This window comes from Agrobacterium sp. CCNWLW155 (genome assembly GCF_036888815.1).
In the GTDB taxonomy this organism is placed as follows: domain Bacteria; phylum Pseudomonadota; class Alphaproteobacteria; order Rhizobiales; family Rhizobiaceae; genus Agrobacterium; species Agrobacterium radiobacter.
The window spans coordinates 1-18,339 of record NZ_JBAKFW010000004.1 but is presented as its reverse complement, the minus strand read 5'-3'; the positions used below and the strand labels follow the sequence as shown (position 1 = coordinate 18,339).

The following is an 18,339-nucleotide window of genomic DNA, read 5'->3' as shown; positions in this document are numbered from 1 at the left end:
AATGGAAAGACGTCGGTTGTGGACTTAGCCTCCGCCCTGAACCGGAGAGTGTATATACCTCTGCGTGAAGATGACGCTCTGTTCGCGACGCCATGGATGACTTGGGCATGACGCTGGATGAAATGGCTGCCGCCTTGGAAATCTCCAGGAGACAAGCCGCCGACGGTAGAAATGCAAAGCCGATTCCGGGAAATGTTGCATACGCGACCCGTTATCTTGTTGAGGCTGCGCACAAAAACGATAGCCGTTCCAAAACGATGATTGCGTAGTCTCGGACTATCATTTTGAAGGAAGGTCCTCGACAATAAAAAGCAAACGCGGGCGTCGAGTACCAGCCACTAACGCAAATGTGGAATCGCTAAACTTTTACGGTCTCCTCATTTCGTGGCCATGACCGCTGGTGGATGCAGACCTCAAAACGTTAGAATGCCGGGGCCGGAATCAGGTGGCCTGCGGACGCATTTCAGATGATCCACTTGTGCAGATCGGGAAAATCTTCGGGGCAGTACGTCATGATCCTATCGTACAGGAGTTGGTCACCGGTGTTGTGGTACCCTAAGGAAAGATAATAGTTCCCCCGTTCACTCTTTGCGAAAATCACCCACTCTCCCGTAAGTTTTCCATTGGAGCTGCGGTTAGTAAGGGGCTCAAAGATGGCCCGGCATGCCAACTCGTTACACATCTGCTCCGTGACGACAGTGCCCGCCGTTTGGTCCATGATCTCGTTTGCAAGCTTTTCCAGCCCGTCACTGCCAAGTCCTTGAATGACGTTTGGGATTAGTGCCTGGGCAGAATAATAGTGTTTGTGCCAGAGGCCCTTGAGAGGTGGATGATTGAACGGGGTCGCCTTCTTCACCCCAGTATGCGGCTCACCGGCCTCCAAATCTCGTATCGCACTCATCACCGCGACGCAGTTAAGGTTCTGAACGGTGTACCCCAGATACATGTCCAACCAGAACAGCTTGGAAATCCGAATATCTAGGTCGTCGTCTACAGCGAGCCATGCACGAAACTGAACGAGCTGCTCGTCAGTCGCTGTGACCCTCATCCCGTCAAGAGTTCGTAATATGGGCACGTCGCACTTCCAATACAGTCTTCCGAAAAAACTCGGCATAGTGACGTTGAACAAGGGTTTGTTTTTTGGACGCGACGAAGGCGGGGAGGTGTCCAATCAATTCACGGCCACTTCATATATCCACTGCCTTTTGACCAGGCAGCAATTGCAATCCTAGCTGTTTAAGAAATTCGTTGTGCTTGCTGCGCGCCGCACTGATTCTGAGTTCAATCGCTTCCAGCGTTTCGTGAACTTCCTCAAGATCGATTTGCTCTTCGGCCTCTGTCAGGCTGACATATCGCGAGATGTTTAGGTTATAACCGTTTTCGTCCCGGATCGTCTCAATTGGCACCCGCTTTGAATAACGGTCCTCTTCTTTCCGAAACTGATACGTCTCTACGATTTTATCGATATGCGTGGGAAGAAGTTGGTTTTGTCGTTTGCCCTTCTCGAAATTCCCTTCGCCGCTCGCGTTAATAAACAGCACGTCATCTGGCTTTTTGCACTTCTTCAAAACGAGAACGCAAACGGGGATGCCGGTGGAATAGAACAGGTTGGCGGGCAAGCCAATGACGGTATCGATATGGCCGTCATCCAAGAGCTTTTTGCGAATATTGGCTTCTGCACCACCCCGGAACAAAACACCGTGCGGAAGGATGATAGCCATAGTTCCCTGATCGCTCAGATAATGGAAGCCATGCAGGAGGAAGGCAAAATCAGCCGCTGACTTTGGCGCTAGCCCATGGGACTTGAACCGTACGTCGTCCGCTAGCGCGTCGGAAGGCTCCCAGCGATAGCTGAATGGCGGATTGGCAACGATTGCGTCAAAATACGGTTTCCTGGCCGGATTTGCCTCACGCAATTTGTCCCAATCGTTGAGCAGCGTGTCCCCGTGAAAAATCTCGAATTCGGAATCCTTTACCCCATGAAGCAGCATGTTCATCCGGGCAAGGTTGTAAGTGGTGATGTTTTTTTCCTGACCGTATATCCTGCCGATGGTGCCCCCGTCTTTGGTTATACGGTTCCGTACGTTGAGCAACAACGACCCGGAGCCGCAAGCGAAGTCAAAAACGCTATCCAGGTGCTTTTTCTTGCCGAGGGCCGGGTCCTGGCCGTCTAACGTTACAATTGCTGAAAGGATGTCTGAGACTTGCTGTGGAGTATAGAACTCTCCGGCCTTTTTCCCTGATCCGGCAGCAAACTGACCAATAAGGTATTCGTATGCATCACCAAGTATATCGTGTTCAGAGGAAAACTTGGATAGGCCTTTGGCTATTTCAGTAATAATGCTACAAAGCTGTTTATTCTTCTCTTTTGGTCTCTTTCCAAGCTTTTCTGAATACAAGTTTATTTCAGAAAAAAGTCCTTGAAAACTTTGTCCAAAGGAATCGTCTTCGATATGCTTAAATGCTTGTCGAAGTGTTTCTAACAAATCATCATCGTGCCGACGAGCCATGTCTGCGATGTTTCCCCAGAGGTAATCTGGCTCAATCACATAATGCATGCGACGGCGCATGAGCTTTTCAAACTCGTCCACATCGTCAGGATTTTCCTCGTACCAGCGTTGCAACGGTGTTATGTGACCGTTCGGCCTAGGATACTCCTTGCCCAATTCCTTCTTAGCTGCGGCCTCATAATTATCCGATAGGTATCTCAGAAAAAGGAAAGACAGCATGTAATCGCGGAAATCGTCGGCATTCATAGCGCCGCGTAACTTATCCGCAATGGCCCATAGGATTTTACCGAGTTCTTTTTGTTGTTCGTCGGTCACTTCGTAGCCTCCCGCTGTCCTATTATCTCTGGCAGCTCGAAGCGATAGCGGTCGATGAATGCAGAGTAGATTTTCTTGAACAATTCTCTCGTGTCGGACACCATTTCACGGGGCTCGTACACAGAATATTTCCCGTGGCTTAAAAGGTTCAGCGCGCGCGCATAAAGAACTTCATCCTCCAATCCGTGGATGCAGCTTGAAAAATCCTTCGAACCAAAGAAAAGCGCCGTCTTTTCCATAATGCTGCGGAGCATATTGAAGTGATACGTATATATTTGGTCTCCATCGACGGCCTTTTTCAGCTCGCCCAACGTTGCGACATGATGAAAAAAAGGCGTTTCGTCAGTTCCCCGAAGTGTGTAGATATCGGACCCATTGGCACGGTGGTAGAAATGAACCTTCGTGCCTTGATGCTTCAATTCGTTCACCATCACATTGAAAAAAAGCCCGTGATGGGTGGATACGATGCCCTTAATTTTTCCTTTGCCGCGCTTCAGTAGCTGAGCCAAATCGTTGGCTACGCCGATGGCGTTGTTGTCATCCAACGATGAAATGGGATCATCAATATATAGGTTTTTGACCCAAGCGTAAGAGTCATGCCCGTCGATCACCAACTCGCAGATAGCGAGGAACATGCACCAGATAAAGAGATTTTGCTCGCCCCGAGAAACTTTTATGTTGTCTGCTCTATCGCGAGAGAATCGCACTTTCCATTCTTCATAGTCGATCTTGAAGTCGAAATCAGCGTACCGCTCAAGGTAGGCGAAAATCTTCTCCTCTAAGGCAAGCTCTTTGAAGCCAGAAAAGAACGCCGATTGGGAGTTGATAACCAGATGGCGATCCTCGTCGCCTTGTAGGTCGTTGTGCCAATAGAACAAATCTTCCGTAAAAGCGTTAAAATAAAGCGTATCCTTGCCCGTAGTTTTTCTCTTAGCGCACTCTTTAAACTCCATCGAGAGCCGCGTCTTCCCAGTTCCATTATAGGCGAACAGAAGAACGTAATCGAAATCCGTCAAATCGCTCCGAATTCGAGTCACCACATTATTGAGTGATTTGTAATCGTAGATTTTTGGCTGCTTAGCCATGCTGCGCCTCGCCTACGGCGGGAAATAATTGTTGCAACAGCGCCTTTTTGTGCTGGCGTAGTCCGATTAGCTTTTCCCTTTGTGAGGTGACGAGGAGGTCCACCGAATATAGTAAATTAGCGATACGTTTTTGCTCACGCCAACCTGGAATAGGCAGCATTACAGATTTGGCTGTAATCGCTGTTAGTTGAGGAACACTTGTTACTTCTTTTGGTATCAGCGCGCGAAAATTCCAACATTCTTTTAGGAAGTACGGTTCAATCCCGTTTCGGCAAGCTACAACAATAAGCCGCCCTATTCCCATAAATGGTTTTTCACGTAAAAATGCGGTTCCGATATTACCCCTCGCCGTAATAGTTATACTATTAGAAGGATATTTACTTACTGAGTAATATCCGTACAGACCATCATTCTCTACAGCATTCGAATAAACTGGATAGATATGTTGGTCGGATGTAGCTTTTGAAAAATATTCGGTATTTAAATCCCCAGACGCGACTATACTAGCCGCGCAATCCCCCAGAGGTCTGATCTCCCACTCAGGCTCATCTTCAAACTCTGGAAAACGACGCTTCGGAAGAGTTTCGCCCGCAGCAGGGAGAAGTTCTTGCACCAACCCTTTCTTGTGGCGCTGGAGCGCTTCAAGCTTTTGCTCTTCCCCCGAGATCAAATCGCCAAGCGACGTTAGGCAATCTGCGATTTTTTGCTGCTCGGCTTTATTCGGGGGAAACCAGACCGGATATTTTTTGATCAGATCAATATCCCCACGCGGCATTTTGACGCCTTGCGCGCCTTTCATAATGTAATCAATGAAATTGTCGCTGGCGAGCAAAGAGGAAATAAATAGATCAGTCAAAGTATCTTTATTTCTAATGACTATAATATCATTTGATGCGCAGCCGACTCTATTTGACCTCCAAATTTTCTTTAGGTATGGCCTAATATTTGAAACTAGAATGTCGTTTTCTTTGTATTTCGTCCCTGAGCCCGACGATGGTTTATTGAAGGCTGTAATGACGCCCGAAAAATTAGGAAGTATATTTTCTGTGCTAACGTAATCTTTCAGCAAAATCTGGTCAAATGGCACTTTTTCATTCACAAAACTGGCAACACTAGCCAGGTCCAGTTTCTTCCAGGACGCATCATTCCCGAATTCAGAAAAACGTAGATTGGGCTCGTTGACGGAATTGCTGCTCATCTTATTGCGCATAGGCGTTCAACCCCACTATCTCGCGGCCACCACTCAACTTATTGAGCAACGGCGACAAGTCGTCCACTAGCTCAAGCTCTTTTTTATTCTTGGCTTTCCAGCCTAGCTCCAAGGGCTTAAGCAGTTCACTTAGCTGCTCACCGTCAAAAATCATACGGCGGAGAATTCCGTCCACAAAGATTTGGAGCGGGGCAGTTTCCAGCCCATGCTTTTCGGCAATCGCAGCAAGTTCCTTAGCGCTCTTTACTTCCTTGAACCTGCCATAACCCTCGCGGATTTCCTTCTCGCTCAGGCCTTCGCCTTCCTTCAGGGTGTAAATGTATGCCTTGATATCCTCGCGCTCGTCCATGAACTTGGAATCAGACGCAATGAGGCCAATGAGCTGCTCTCGGCTTATGCTGGTTCGGTTCGGTTGCTGGGCCGAATACTTCGCGATCAAGGCCATGATGTAATCGTAATCAATGATGGTAGATGCAAAGAGAACAAACTCAAAATCCAACTGCTGAACGTCGGGCGGAGCATCCCCTCCAACCTTGTCCTGCAAGGCTTTGAGTTGTTGCGCAGTGGTGATGTAAACGCCTTTGAACCCCTGCAACTTTTCCTTCGGAATCACCCGCTCTATCGCTTGCTTTTGCTCTTCGTTCAAATCGGTATACTGATCGAGTTGGGTTTTGAGGCGTTGCACTTCCTTGAACAGGTTGACGAACTGACCACGCGCGGCGTCACCCTTCAGATTCGTGACATCTTCCGGCTTGCTTCCCAGGCCTTGCGAATTCATGAATTTGCCGAGTTCATGCACAGCGCTATTCAGCTTATCAATCACGGCAGACGCTTGATCGACCAGCCAAATCTCCTTGGCGCGGTCGGTTTGGCCGCCTGAGAATAGGGCGATGGCATCATTCACCGCGTCCTGCTGTTGCCGGAAATCAAGGATGTTGCCGTAGGGTTTCGTATCGTTGAGCACGCGGTTGGTGCGCGAAAACGCTTGAATAAGGCCGTGATATTTAAGGTTTTTATCGACATACAGAGTATTCAGGAATTTGGAATCGAAGCCCGTCAATAGCATGTCGACGACAATGACAATGTCGATTTTCTCGGCGTGTTTCAAATCTTTGTTTGGGTACTGCTGATCTTTGATGCGCTTTTGAACGTCTTGATAGTACAGATCGAATTCGCCGATGCGATGATTGGTATTATAACGCTTGTTGTAATCGGCGAGGATGTCGCTAAGTGCAGCCTTCTTTTCCTCAGGTGCAACCGAGTTGTCCGCCTTTTCCTGCGGTAAATCTTCTTGAATCTGTTTTATTTCGGGGCTGCCTTCAGCAGGCGGGGAGAAGACGCAAGCGATATTAAGTGGCAGAAAATCTGGGCTTGCCGCAGACTTTTCTACCTGGATGCTCATAAACAGCTTGTGATATTCAATTGCATCATTGATGGAAGCGGTAGCCAGAATGGCGTTAAATTTTCGCCCGTTGGTGGCAGCATCATGCTTTTCCAAGATGGCTTCCACGATTGCCTTCTTAGCCAACGCTTCACCTGGCGTCGGCTTGGCTTTTCCTTCCGGCTTGTAATAGTCGATATGAAATTTCAGGACGTTGCGGTCATCAATCGCGTCTGTGATCGTGTAGGCGTGAAGCTCGCTCTGAAAGATATCAGCCGTGGTCCTATAGGAGGCCTGACCACCTTCAATTTGCTGATAGCTGGCGTTTCGCTCGAAGATTGGCGTTCCCGTGAAGCCGAATAGCTGAGCGTTCGGAAAGAATTCCTTGATAGCCCGGTGGTTCTCGCCAAATTGCGAACGATGGCATTCGTCGAAGATGAAGGCGATGCGCTTGTCGCGGAGCGGCTCAAGTCGCTCCTTGTAATTCTGCCTGTTGGTTCTATCCAGAGCCAAGCCAAGTTTCTGAATGGTGGTGACAATCACCTTGTCGGCATAGTCGCTGGAAAGAAGGCGCTTCACCAGCGTCGAAGTATCGGTGTTTTCTTCGACGCAACCTTGCTGAAAGCGATTGAATTCTTCGCGGGTTTGTCGGTCGAGGTCTTTGCGATCCACTACGAAAAGGCACTTCTCAAGGTCCGGGTTGTCCTTAAGAAGGGTGGAGGCCTTAAACGAAGTAAGTGTTTTACCGCTACCGGTGGTATGCCAGACGTATCCGTTTCCTGTCTGCTGGTGAATGCACTCTACAATCGCCTTCACCGCGTAAATTTGGTATGGGCGCATCATCAAGAGTTTCTGCTCGCTGGCGACCAACACCATATATCGGCTGATCATCTGCCCGAGCGTGCACTTGGCAAGAAACTTCTCTGCAAATTCGTCAAGTTGGCCGATCTTTTTATTCTTCTCGTCAGCAAACTGGTAGATTGGCAGGAATCGTTCATCTGCATCAAAACTGAAGTGGCGATTGTTGTTATTGGCGAAATACCATGTTTCAGAGCGGTTACTGACAATGAACAACTGAAGGAAGCACATCAATGTCTTCCCGTAGCCGTTGCCAGGAACGTTTTTGTAGTCAATGATCTGCTGCATTGCCCTGCGAGGGGTGATTTGCAGCGATTTCAGTTCGACCTGAACGACAGGTACGCCGTTGATCAGCAAAATCACATCATATCGATGATGGCTATTTTCGGTGTTGATGCGGAGCTGGTTGGCAACTTCATACGTGTTTTTGCACCAGTCCTTGATATTTACCAATGTGTAGTTGAGCGGTGTCCCATCGTCCCGTTCAAAGCTGTTGCGTTCGCGTAATGTACGAGCAGCGGTATATACGTCCGGCGTGATAATCGATTCAAGAAGACGGGAGAACTCGTTCTCCGAGAGTTTAACCTTGTTCAACGCCTCAAATTTATCCCGGAAATTTCTTTTCAGCCCATCGAGGTCCCGAATATCTTCACGGTATGAGTATTTTAGGTCTCTCAGTTTGCCGATTAGAATCTGTTCTATCTGCTGCTCATTCATGACCGACTCGCTTCGTTTCTTCCCTTTGAACGATCCACTTTCCAGCTCGCTCCTGCAAAGGCGCGATGAGCCGCCAACCTTTGCAGCCGGGAATTTCCCCTTAGCAACGAGCGCATACGTCGTCTACTCAGCGATTTCCCGGATTGCGATTACGTTATCGCCCACCACCCAAGTCTCAACTTTGAGTCGCGAACCTAGCATGAACGACGGCAGAAAAAATGGAAAAACAGGAGACGGAATTTGCTATTGGGACAGATAGAAAGCGGACGAACGCTTCTCTGGTGATGACGTAATTTTGAGTGACCTGAGGTTGCCAGTCATGCCTTGATGAACACTAAGGCGGCTGTGAGACGCCTCTCACGCCGAAGCAAATGTGGAGTTTCGCGCGGAGCCGAGGAGCGGATGCATTCGGCCCTAATGTATATGCTTTCCGCCATCGGCCGTGGGAACGACCAACCGGACAAACCGGTCGAACATAGCCGTTTTTCGGATCAGGCGGTCTTCGAGCCGAACATGGGGCTTCTGCTTGAGGTGCCCATCATCGACGAGCCCAAGCCAATTCATCGGCCGCACAATCTCGTGCGCCACGAACAGGCAGGCTTCGAAACGACCACTGACGCTTCCACGTGTAGGAAACAGGTCTATCGGAATGATCAGTTCCGAAAAGTCCGCGACAGTGGTCCAATCGCTCAGCCGATTACCGATGATGCGCATGAAATGTTCCAGGTTCCAGAACAATGCGTTGGCCTGAGGATCGTCGCCTATTGGGGAGCGCAGCATGTATTCTGTCAGAACCACCTGAAGGTCGCCATAGCGTCCGATCATGGCGGTGCCCGCCTTGGTCAGCTTTGCTTGCCCCTTATAATGCCGGATCAGCCGAGTGTTCAGCAGGATTTCGTGGATCAGGAAGAGCGGTGGAAAATCCGGCTCGTTCAGGACTTTGTTTACAGCGTAAAGCTCCGCCGGTTCATACCCGGGCCACTGAAACTCTTCGGCTGCCCACTCAACGCATTTCCGATAAAAATTACCGAGTTTGGTGATTTGAATGCCATCATGCTGCTCCGCATATCGCAGGAGCTTCATGGTGTTGATGCACATTGGTGACGCCAGAAGCTCTTGCTCTGTCAGCGAAGCTTCGAAGAACAACACAGGACAGAAATTTGAAGCTTTTAGCAAATGGTTCTCCGTTGAGGCTTGGCAAATGAAAGTTTCGATCTTCAGCCTGCCCGCCTTGTTCAATGCCACTTTCTTATTTCTTCGTCGTCAAACAGACAATCTTCCAGACATTTTAGGTAATGCACGCCGTGGAAACGATGATTTACTTCCATTTTGTCGCCCAGACTCCGACGACAACCGTGCCGGAAGAAGGCTACAGGAAGTAATAGCTTGGCTAACTATCCCCTTCTGCGGCGACAGCCTTGACGAGCGCACATACTTTGGCCCGCACTTTCGGGTCAGTGATTTTAGCAAAAGCCTGATTGAGTTGGAATCCTTCCGGCGAGGCGAGAAAGTCTATCCTATTGCTCGGGGTGGAGCTTCCCGCGTCGTGTGTCGCAACCACCTGGCGAGGAGCGTCTGCAAAGAAAAACGACACCGGCACCTCCAGAACGTCTGCTATCCTCTGCAACCGGCTCGCGCCAACGCGGTTTGCCCCTTTTTCGTATTTTTGAAGTTGCTGGAAAGAGACGCCAAGATGGCCAGAAAGTGCTGACTGGCTCATGCCCAGCATTTTCCGGCGCAGCCGGATGCAAGCGCCGACATGAGCGTCAATCGGATCGGGGGAGAGTTTCTCTATCATTTTTCTGTAACGCGTGAAATTTGGAGTGCGAATAGTCGTGCTCGTTTAGCACACGAATATTTTGAAATGCCAGCCAAGCGCCTGAATAATTGTTCTGAGGTGCATGTCCGCTTCAGACTGTTTTGTGATGTTGTGAAGCAAAGGCACCATTCGAACCGAATTTCGCGCTGATTGAATTGGCCCGCTTTAGGAAGGACGGCGAAACAAAATGAGACCAGAGGAGATGATCAACGCGCCACCCCAGAAAACTTCCGATGAAGGAACATCGTTCCATATGAGGAATCCGAAACCAATGGCCCAGATTAACATCGTGTATTCAACAGGAGCAACAGTGGAGGCAGGCGCAAGTCTGAAACCTTCATAAAGAAAATACTGCCCGAGGCATCCTACAGCCCCAAGCAATATTATGAGATATAAATCTTCAAAAATTGGATAAACCCACACAAAAGGCATAGCAAAAGAACAAAAAAAAGCGAATATAACGCTTCCCCAAATCATCTGATTTAGAGAGCTTTCCTTAGCGCTCGCCTTCCGAACTAGTATCGCTGATACCGCCCAAAAAAACGAGGCACATAAACACAGCATGGCAGGCTTTAATTCCGCTCTCCCGGTAGGGTTGACCGCTACCAACACCCCTGCAAAGCCGATTACAACGGAAACCCAACGAAGAAAACTGACATTTTCGCGCAAGAAAAGAAGAGACAGAACAACAACGATAATGGGCGCGGAAAAATATATGGCCGTCATCTCCGCAAGTTGCAAATCTCTCGACGCAGTGTAAAATGCCAACCAAGCTCCAAATGTACACAGCGATCTAGCTAAAATTATCGATTTATTTGAGTTTATCGAAATAAACTTGTTCCCCCTGTATTTTGAATACAGGAAAACGAATAAAATTATCAAAATGCTCCGCATCAACAAAATCTGAGGCACTGCGTAGCTGGCGACAAGCAACTTTACAATCGCGTCTTGCGTCGCCAAGAAAGCATATCCTGCAACCGCAAAACTGATGCCGCGTATTGTGTTATTTTCGGAAGCCAGAATCTTCCCCTCCTTTGTCACCATTATCCTCACACTCCCGAAACCTTATGCATTCTTATTTGAGAGACTCACAAAATCTCTTTATCCGTTTACACCCTTCAATCAGATCGCGGTCTGCTACTGCATACGTGATACGAAAATGCATAGGCAAGCCGAAAGCCGCTCCTGGCACTACCGCCACGCCTGTTTCATCCAGTAGCTCGCTTACAAAGTCATCATCGTTGGCGATCAGCTTCCCGGACGGTGCTCGACGACCTATCGTGTCTTCACACGATGGAAAGACGTAAAATGCTCCTTCTGGGACTGGGCATCGAAGTATTGGTATTTCCGCGAGCATGTTTACAACAAGATTGCGCCTTCTCTCATAGTCATCCCGGAATTCTCCCAGCAAGACTTGCGGGCCAGTTAGCGCTTCGACTGCAGCCCACTGAGAAATAGTGGAGGGCGATGACGTCTGCTGCCCTTGGACTAAATCCATAGCTTTGATAAACCAGGAGGGGCCCGCGCCATAACCCAGACGCCAACCCGTCATTGCGTATCCCTTCGATACTCCGTTAACTATTAGTGTTCTCTCTCGAATTTCAGGACAAACTTGAATGATATTGAAAAATTTCCTGCCGTCGTAGACAAGATGCTCATATATGTCATCTGATAGAACCCAAACATGATGGTTCTCTAAAATTACCTCCCCCAAAGCCCTTAATTCACACTCGCTATACATCGCACCGGAAGGATTCGATGGCGAATTGAGCAATAGCCATTTAGTTTTTGGTGTTATTGCAGCTCTCAAATCTTCAGCTGTTATTTTGTTATGCTCAGCATTCGAAGGGTGCACAAAGACGGGCTTTCCACCACACAACAGCACTATTTCCGGATATGATACCCAATATGGCGCGGGTATAATTACCTCGTCATCGAAATTTAGGCTAGCCATAAAAGCATTAAACAGTACCTGCTTGCCACCAGTTGAGGCTATTATCTCGTTTGGGGAATATGTTATTTTGTTGTCTCGCATTAATTTCAAACATATAGCCTCCTTTAGTTCTGGCATCCCAGAAACGGAGGTGTATTTAATTTCTTTGTCTCGAATGCACTCAATAGCGGCTGACTTTATATTGTTGGGTGTGGTGAAATCGGGGTCACCCGTGCTTAAACTAATTACGTCCCGTCCTGCAGTCAGCAACTCGCGGGCTTTTTGACTGATTGCCAACGTGGCGGAAGGCTTAATCCGCAAAACAGAATGCGAGAGAAACGTCATAGCAACCCCCAAAACGTGCGAAAATCCTCGATACAGGCCTTCGCTTGATACCGCATAGATGTCGCATGTTACCTGATCTGGGGTGACACTATAATGACAACCCAAAGTCGCATAATTCACTTCAGGCCGGACAACTAGAGGACTGTGAGGGTGTCCATTATCCTCGCATGCACGGGAGGACCGGTGTGTGAATGCGATCACATTTAGTCAACAGAAGAAATATAGGTGTATTTTCAACGCTTACCAATTATCAGTTGAGAATAGGAAGGGCATGTCACAAAACTTTCACTCAAAGATAGAATTCTACCAGCTGAAACAACCATGCAGGATGTGCAAATTGCTTTAATTCCGATCTCCATTAACTGGTATCAAAGGTGATAAGATGAGCATTTCAACGGCAACTTCTGTTTCAGACTCTCGCGACCAGGCTGCAGTTCCCTCTCCAGCGAAGAGCAATTCACTGATTAATGTTCACAACGAATGGGACCCGTTAGAAGAGGTGCTTGTTGGCACAGCCATTGGGGCACAGGTTCCTACGGGAGACAAAGGACTTTTTGCTATCAGGTATTCGGACTACGCCGACATCGATTCCATGCCTACAGGGCCTCGAAGCAAGCGTATCGTGGAAGAAACAGAGGAAGACCTTGATGCCGTTATACGGGCGTTAAGGCAGCAAGGTGTAACTATTAGAAGGCCAGAACCAACTGACCACACTGTTGTGTTCAAAACACCCGATTGGGAGGCCGACGGTATGTATAATTATTGCCCCCGCGATATTATGCTGCCAATAGGAAATACAATTATCGAAACTCCGATGTCCATGCGCTCGCGTTTTTTTGAGCCTTTTGCCTATAAGAATCTTCTCATCGAATACTTGAAGAGCGGAGCCCGATGGATTTCTGCGCCCAAACCTCGGCTTTTAGACACGATGTATAACGCTACCGATCCGGAAAGCTTTGCGCTACTTGAAAATGAGCCCGTATTTGATGCCGCGAATTGCCTACGCATCGGGCGTGATATTCTTTATCAGGTCTCCGACACTGGCAACAAGCTCGGAGCAGAATGGTTGCAGAGCACGCTCGGATCAGATTATCGTGTCCATGCATGCGATAATCTATATGCGAATACCCACATTGATACTACTATTTCCTTGCTACGTCCCGGCCTCGTTTTGGTAAATCCCAGCCGCATAAATGAAGATAATTTACCCTCGATATTCAAGAAATGGGACGTTCTGTATGCGCCCGAGCCCATCGACGTGGGCTACACAGAGGTTGCATATGGTTCCGCGTGGATTTTCTCCATGAACCTCCTCATGGTCAATCCCAGCCTCGCGATGGTCGACAAAAGTCAATTGCCGTTAATTAAGCTTTTAGAAAAGCACAACATCGACTGCATCCCGCTCCAACTGCGTCACGCTCGCACATTGAGCGGTGGGTTTCATTGTGTGACCTTGGATGTCCGCCGAACAGGAACCCTGGAAGACTACAGCTAAGGCATCTACGGGGCGCTAGGGGCATTTAATCAGGCCCCTAGCAACGTTAACTATGCGCGATGTCAACACGCTCTACCGAACCCGGTAGACGGAATCTTAGGTGTGCCTCGATGAATATCAGACCACATGATCCGAAAATGTACGATGCCGTGATTGAACAGATCGTGGAGTACGCTCTGGATGAAGAGCGCTTTTCTTCAAGCGCGTACAGCATAGCGTCTATTTGCCTTATGGATACCCTTGGATGTGGCGTCGAGGCTCTCAAATCTCCAAACTGCATGAGTCTGCTTGGGCCGACGGTACCGGGATTAGAATTGGAGAAAGGCACGCGTGTTCCTGGTACAAATTATAAACTCGATCCAGTGACTGCAGCCTTCAATATCGGGGTCATGAATAGATGGCTCGAATTCAACGACACATGGTTAGCTGCTGAATGGGCTCACCCCTCCGATAACTTAGGCGCAATACTGGGTGTGGCAGATTGGTTGTCACGCGAGCGCGTCGATCAAGGGGGCGACGCCATAACATTATTCCAAATTTTGGACTGCATGGTACGCGCATACGAAATACAAGGCGTTCTGTGCCTGGAAAATGCGTTCAACAAACTTGGAATTGATCACGTCATATTTGTCAAAATCGCCTCAACCGCTATCGCGTGCCGCTTGCTCGGCCTGAACAAGGAAAAAACGGCCGCAGCAGTGTCTAACGCCTTTATTGATGGTCATCCCCTTCGCGTATACAGACATGCCCCGAATGCCGGGACAAGAAAGTCATGGGCTGCAGGAGACGCAACCAGCCGAGGCGTGAAGCTGGCATTGATAGCTCGTCGTGGCGAGATGGGTTATAAGCAAGCATTGACCACGCCTAAATGGGGCTTTTACGACGCCACCTTCAGCGGAAAAGAAATTTCCATTCCCCTGCCATTCCGGGAAATGGTGATGGAAAATATCTTGTTCAAAGTTCCATTCCCCGCCGAATATCATGCCCAGACGGCCGTAGAAGCCGCAATCAAAGCACATAATATTCTGAAAAAAATGGGGGGTAATTATGATGATATTTCGTCTATTACCATCCGCACACAGAGACCTGCGATAGACATCATTGACAAGCAGGGGCCGCTTACTAATCCGGCGGATCGCGACCACTGCATGCAATACATGGTTGCCGTCGCTTTGATTACAGGTGGATTGAAGCCGGAAGACTACGAGGACTCCTTTGCATCAGACGAACGTATTGATTCATTACGCGTTCGCATTCAATGTGAAGAAGAGCCGTCTTTCACAGAGGCTTATTATACACCAAGCAAACGCGCTATCGCCAATACTCTGAAAATTACGCTCAAAGACGGAAGTAATATAGAAGACATTACCATCGAGTATCCAATTGGTCATAAAGTCAGACGCGGCGAAGCGATTCCGCTTTTAATTGAAAAATTTAAATCCAATATGCAGAGCATGTACTCCGAGTCCCATACAGATGAATTAATTTCAGCTTTCCTGAACGTCGAGTATCTATCGAAGCTTTCCGTCACCGAGTTTATGGACCTTTTTGAAAACGTGAACTTCAAGCGTCCCAGCAACAAGGGCGCGGATCAATGAAGCGAGTCTTACTGATAGGTTGTGGAGCGGAGATCGGCATCAATCTTCTCCTCCTGAATCAACCGGCCAGAGATGGTTTTGTAATCGATACTGTAATAACAAACTCACCCGCAATCGATAAGCGGTATCCAGACCTGTCCCCCATTCACGGCATCTATGCGCGCGCTATGCTCGCCCAGCCAGCGGTGAACAATTCCGTCTCCATAAAATCTGAAAAGACTATTTCTTTTGCGGGACGTGACGTCGATTTCCATTTCCTGAATGTTCATCAGGACCCTATCGAACAAATAGGCAGGTTCGACGGTGCAATTCTTGCGACATCCAAGGAAGACGTCGAATCCGAGGAGTTAAATGAAAAAATTCGCTCAATTTCGGATGTCGTACTAGGTGTCGCTGAATCAGACCGCTTTCCGAGCGTATATCCCTGTCTGCTGGGTATGAGAGAGAGCATACCTACAAAAAGTTCTGATTTCGCGTTAAACGGTATTTATTGCATTGGCTCTTGCCAGACAAACGGCATGCACGCTTCACTTAGACTCGTTATAATGGCCTTATCCCATCTCGGGCGAGATGCAACATCGATATTGTCTATCGAAACCGACATAATTCATCCCGACACGCCCACCGGCACTTTAGGAACAAAATCGTTCGAGGGGCGGCTGCAGGACTGCAGAGACAATTTACGGCCGAGTTTTTCACAAATATCAAAAAGCTTGAAAAAAGTTATGCCGTGGGCGTCGATGATTAATACCGTTTCGCTCAGGGCACCAATCCATGCCCCTGGATATCAGATAAATCGCTTTATTATCTCTGATCAAAACAAATTGTCGGCAGAAGATATAGTTCGAGCGAGTGATATATCTTACAAAACTCATCCAGATATAGTAAAATGTAACAATATACCACTTGGAAGTAGGGCTTACAGCTTTGAAGCGCGATGCTCGACAATTCTTTCAGACAACCATCATCTAATTTTTAGCAGGCCGCCTTATTTAAAAGATCAAGGCCTGACGCAGCTTGTCATCCAATCGTATGTCAACAACACGATTGGATATTCCGCGAATGTCCTAAATGCGGTAGCGCACGTGATGACGGAGAAAGACAATGCCGAATTCTTTTTCTAACCGGGTTATCACGACGCAGATAAATCACATCAACGACGCAACCGAAACGGCACTGGAGCAGCAAACAAAGATTGCTCTAAACGCCCTCGTACGAACAGAAAACGAGCGTCGGCAGAACCACATCGTAGAGATTCTCAGGTCTGGCCTTGTCATAAAAATCGTCAAGCCTGGCGGTGACAATAACAAACTAGCGAAGGAAATAGACGCAATATCTGAGCTTTGTAGAAAATTTCCAGATTTTATAGTGCCTATATTAAGTCATGGAGATTTGATGGGCAGAAAATATTACATAATGGAGCGGCAAAAAGGGGCATCACTGTCTGATATAATTTTCTCTGAAAAATACACCACGGAAGAGAAGAGGCGTGTGGTTTCTTCTGCTCTGGATTTCACATTCAGCGTAATTAACCAGGAAAGACGCGATCTTAAATACGCAGCAAAGAATTATTCAGAGATTATATCACAAGAGTGGAAATCAATTCTGCTCATGACAGGCGGGGAGGCATTTGCCAACACTTCGTTCTCGCTGGAAGGAATGTGCGCAGGCAAAAGGATCATTGACCTCCTAGATTATATAATGGGCCTCATGGAAAATGTTCCTGCCCTGCAGAACGATATCAGTCATCAAAACTACCACTTTGGAAATATTATAAAATTAGATAATTTTGACATGTTTCGCTTGATTGACCCAGATACCTCTCTTCCCGAGATCGACCCTCTGTTTGGCTTGGCACGTTTCGCGTTCTCTTTTTGGCACGAACTCGCTACAGAACATAAACATGGCGTCAGGGGCAATCGATCCGGAAAGGAAACTCTTCTTACGCTCCTGCTTCATGAACATATGACCATGATTTCGTCCATTCCTGCGATCACTAAAATGCAAGTATATAGACAAATCTGCGCTCCTGAAGATGCGGAGTTATTTGAAGTCTTGCTGTTTTACTGTTTCCTGCGAAGCATACGCATAAATTGGGAAAATTTTCACTCCAATCAGACAACGGCGCAGGAAATTTTAGCGGTGGGTTGCTTAACCTTTTTTGCGCATCTGAACTAGGCCGTGAATTCATAAATCGAGTGGTATAGGCCATGGAAATTGGCTAATCGTAACGCATGCTGAAGTTTGTCAAATTGCAACTCGGCCAAGGTTGGGTGGCCGATTCAAATTCCCCAGAGCCGCAGGTTTCAGTTGAGGCCTCCTCCGTCAACGTCCGCTTCCGCTCGTACAGGGTCGTGGACGACAAAAAGCCGACGGGTATTCTCAGGGCGTTGGGCCTGTTTTCGAAGTCCAGCTCGAAATTTGAAGAGACATGGAGCACTTTGAGATTTGCTGGTTGCAGCCGCTGGCGTTGGGACAGCACCAATGATCATGAATGGTATAAAGTAGACGGCCATGGACGCCACAGCGGAGCTGCGCCTCGTTGGGGCGAATTCTATGAGCTAATCGGTCCCGACCCCGACCCCGACCACGATGCCTTGTCTTGGGAAAAGATCGGAGCAGACACCACCACTTCGCGGCATTTTCTATATTATTTCCGCGATGAAACGCTCGAATTCATGGCCGAGGATTGGTCGTTTTTCCCAAGTTGACGGACTAGATCGGCGCTCCCACTCCAGTTTCGGGACTTTCCTGTCGCCGCATCACCTGGTTCAAATTCAGGGATGAGCCGTTATGATCTGACAATCGACTTTAAATGGCGCATGATGTTGCCACTCCTACCTAGAGCAGATCCTGTTCAATCCGGGTCATAGCCTGCAGCCCGGAAGTAGTTTGCGCATTCTGCGGATGTGAAGCGGGGGATCAATGTGCCGACCGTATCCCATAGGGCGTCGATTTTCCGCTCCGCCCGAGCCCGTAGCATAGCTTTCAATTTCGAGAATGCGTTTTCGATGGGATTAAAGTCGGGACTATAGGGTGGCAGGAACATGAGTTTGGCGCCGGCGCGCTCGAT

The 18,339-nt window shown here is 48.2% G+C and carries 16 protein-coding genes; 6 read left to right on the top strand and 10 right to left on the bottom strand.

Annotated elements, in window-relative coordinates; translation table 11 throughout:
- Positions 1 to 107 precede the first annotated feature (107 nt).
- Positions 108 to 269 (top strand): hypothetical protein, encoded by a 162-nt coding sequence (locus tag V6S97_RS14620; RefSeq protein ID WP_334427240.1) that lies wholly within the window; start codon positions 108 to 110, stop codon positions 267 to 269.
- 194 nt (positions 270 to 463) lie between these two features.
- On the opposite strand, the gene V6S97_RS14615 is transcribed toward V6S97_RS14620, so the two are convergent.
- The 9 genes from V6S97_RS14615 to V6S97_RS14575 all read right to left on the bottom strand — a co-directional run bounded on the left by V6S97_RS14615 (position 464) and on the right by V6S97_RS14575 (position 12,173).
- The gene (locus V6S97_RS14615) at positions 464 to 1,075 is read right to left on the bottom strand and encodes a hypothetical protein (RefSeq protein WP_136902949.1); all 612 of its coding nucleotides are present in this window, start codon (positions 1,073 to 1,075) and stop codon (positions 464 to 466) included.
- A gap of 112 nt (positions 1,076 to 1,187) precedes the next feature.
- Positions 1,188 to 2,825, bottom strand: a complete 1,638-nt coding sequence (locus V6S97_RS14610) for a type I restriction-modification system subunit M (RefSeq protein WP_334427234.1) — start codon at positions 2,823 to 2,825, stop codon at positions 1,188 to 1,190.
- Positions 2,822 to 3,910 carry an AAA family ATPase gene (locus tag V6S97_RS14605; RefSeq protein WP_334427232.1) on the bottom strand — a complete coding sequence of 363 codons (1,089 nt, stop codon included), beginning with the start codon at positions 3,908 to 3,910 and terminating at the stop codon, positions 2,822 to 2,824. The genes V6S97_RS14610 and V6S97_RS14605 overlap by 4 nt, the downstream gene beginning before the upstream one ends.
- On the bottom strand, positions 3,903 to 5,108 hold the full coding sequence (locus tag V6S97_RS14600) for a restriction endonuclease subunit S (RefSeq protein ID WP_334427230.1): 1,206 nt from the start codon (positions 5,106 to 5,108) through the stop codon (positions 3,903 to 3,905). The genes V6S97_RS14605 and V6S97_RS14600 overlap by 8 nt, the downstream gene beginning before the upstream one ends.
- 1 nt (position 5,109) lies before the next feature.
- Complete coding sequence (locus tag V6S97_RS14595; protein ID WP_334427228.1) at positions 5,110 to 8,076, bottom strand: type I restriction endonuclease subunit R; 2,967 nt, start codon at positions 8,074 to 8,076, stop codon at positions 5,110 to 5,112.
- A gap of 414 nt (positions 8,077 to 8,490) precedes the next feature.
- Positions 8,491 to 9,321: a hypothetical protein gene (locus V6S97_RS14590; RefSeq protein WP_334427226.1), complete on the bottom strand. Its 831-nt coding sequence runs from the start codon at positions 9,319 to 9,321 to the stop codon at positions 8,491 to 8,493.
- Positions 9,322 to 9,466: 145 nt separating this feature from the next.
- Complete coding sequence (locus V6S97_RS14585; protein WP_334427224.1) at positions 9,467 to 9,874, bottom strand: helix-turn-helix domain-containing protein; 408 nt, start codon at positions 9,872 to 9,874, stop codon at positions 9,467 to 9,469.
- A 186-nt stretch (positions 9,875 to 10,060) separates the two neighbouring features.
- Positions 10,061 to 10,939, bottom strand: coding sequence for a DMT family transporter (locus V6S97_RS14580; protein WP_334427222.1), 879 nt, complete (start codon positions 10,937 to 10,939; stop codon positions 10,061 to 10,063).
- Positions 10,940 to 10,970: 31 nt separating this feature from the next.
- Positions 10,971 to 12,173, bottom strand: coding sequence for a pyridoxal phosphate-dependent aminotransferase (locus tag V6S97_RS14575; protein WP_334427220.1), 1,203 nt, complete (start codon positions 12,171 to 12,173; stop codon positions 10,971 to 10,973).
- Between the two features lie 382 nt (positions 12,174 to 12,555).
- On the opposite strand from V6S97_RS14575, the gene V6S97_RS14570 reads away from it, so the two are divergent.
- From V6S97_RS14570 to V6S97_RS14550, 5 genes are all read left to right on the top strand, one after another.
- Positions 12,556 to 13,668: an amidinotransferase gene (locus tag V6S97_RS14570; protein ID WP_334427218.1), complete on the top strand. Its 1,113-nt coding sequence runs from the start codon at positions 12,556 to 12,558 to the stop codon at positions 13,666 to 13,668.
- Positions 13,669 to 13,778: 110 nt separating this feature from the next.
- A complete protein-coding gene (locus tag V6S97_RS14565; RefSeq protein ID WP_334427216.1) occupies positions 13,779 to 15,266 on the top strand; it encodes a bifunctional 2-methylcitrate dehydratase/aconitate hydratase in 1,488 nt (495 codons plus the stop codon).
- Positions 15,263 to 16,390 carry a hypothetical protein gene (locus V6S97_RS14560; protein ID WP_334427214.1) on the top strand — a complete coding sequence of 376 codons (1,128 nt, stop codon included), beginning with the start codon at positions 15,263 to 15,265 and terminating at the stop codon, positions 16,388 to 16,390. The genes V6S97_RS14565 and V6S97_RS14560 overlap by 4 nt, the downstream gene beginning before the upstream one ends.
- Positions 16,371 to 17,444 carry a hypothetical protein gene (locus tag V6S97_RS14555; protein WP_334427212.1) on the top strand — a complete coding sequence of 358 codons (1,074 nt, stop codon included), beginning with the start codon at positions 16,371 to 16,373 and terminating at the stop codon, positions 17,442 to 17,444. The genes V6S97_RS14560 and V6S97_RS14555 overlap by 20 nt, the downstream gene beginning before the upstream one ends.
- Before the next feature lie 56 nt (positions 17,445 to 17,500).
- Complete coding sequence (locus V6S97_RS14550) at positions 17,501 to 17,977, top strand: hypothetical protein (RefSeq protein WP_334427210.1); 477 nt, start codon at positions 17,501 to 17,503, stop codon at positions 17,975 to 17,977.
- A 146-nt stretch (positions 17,978 to 18,123) separates the two neighbouring features.
- On the opposite strand, the gene V6S97_RS14545 is transcribed toward V6S97_RS14550, so the two are convergent.
- On the bottom strand, positions 18,124 to 18,339 hold a 216-nt coding region (locus V6S97_RS14545), incomplete at its 5' end, for a transposase (RefSeq protein WP_334427208.1).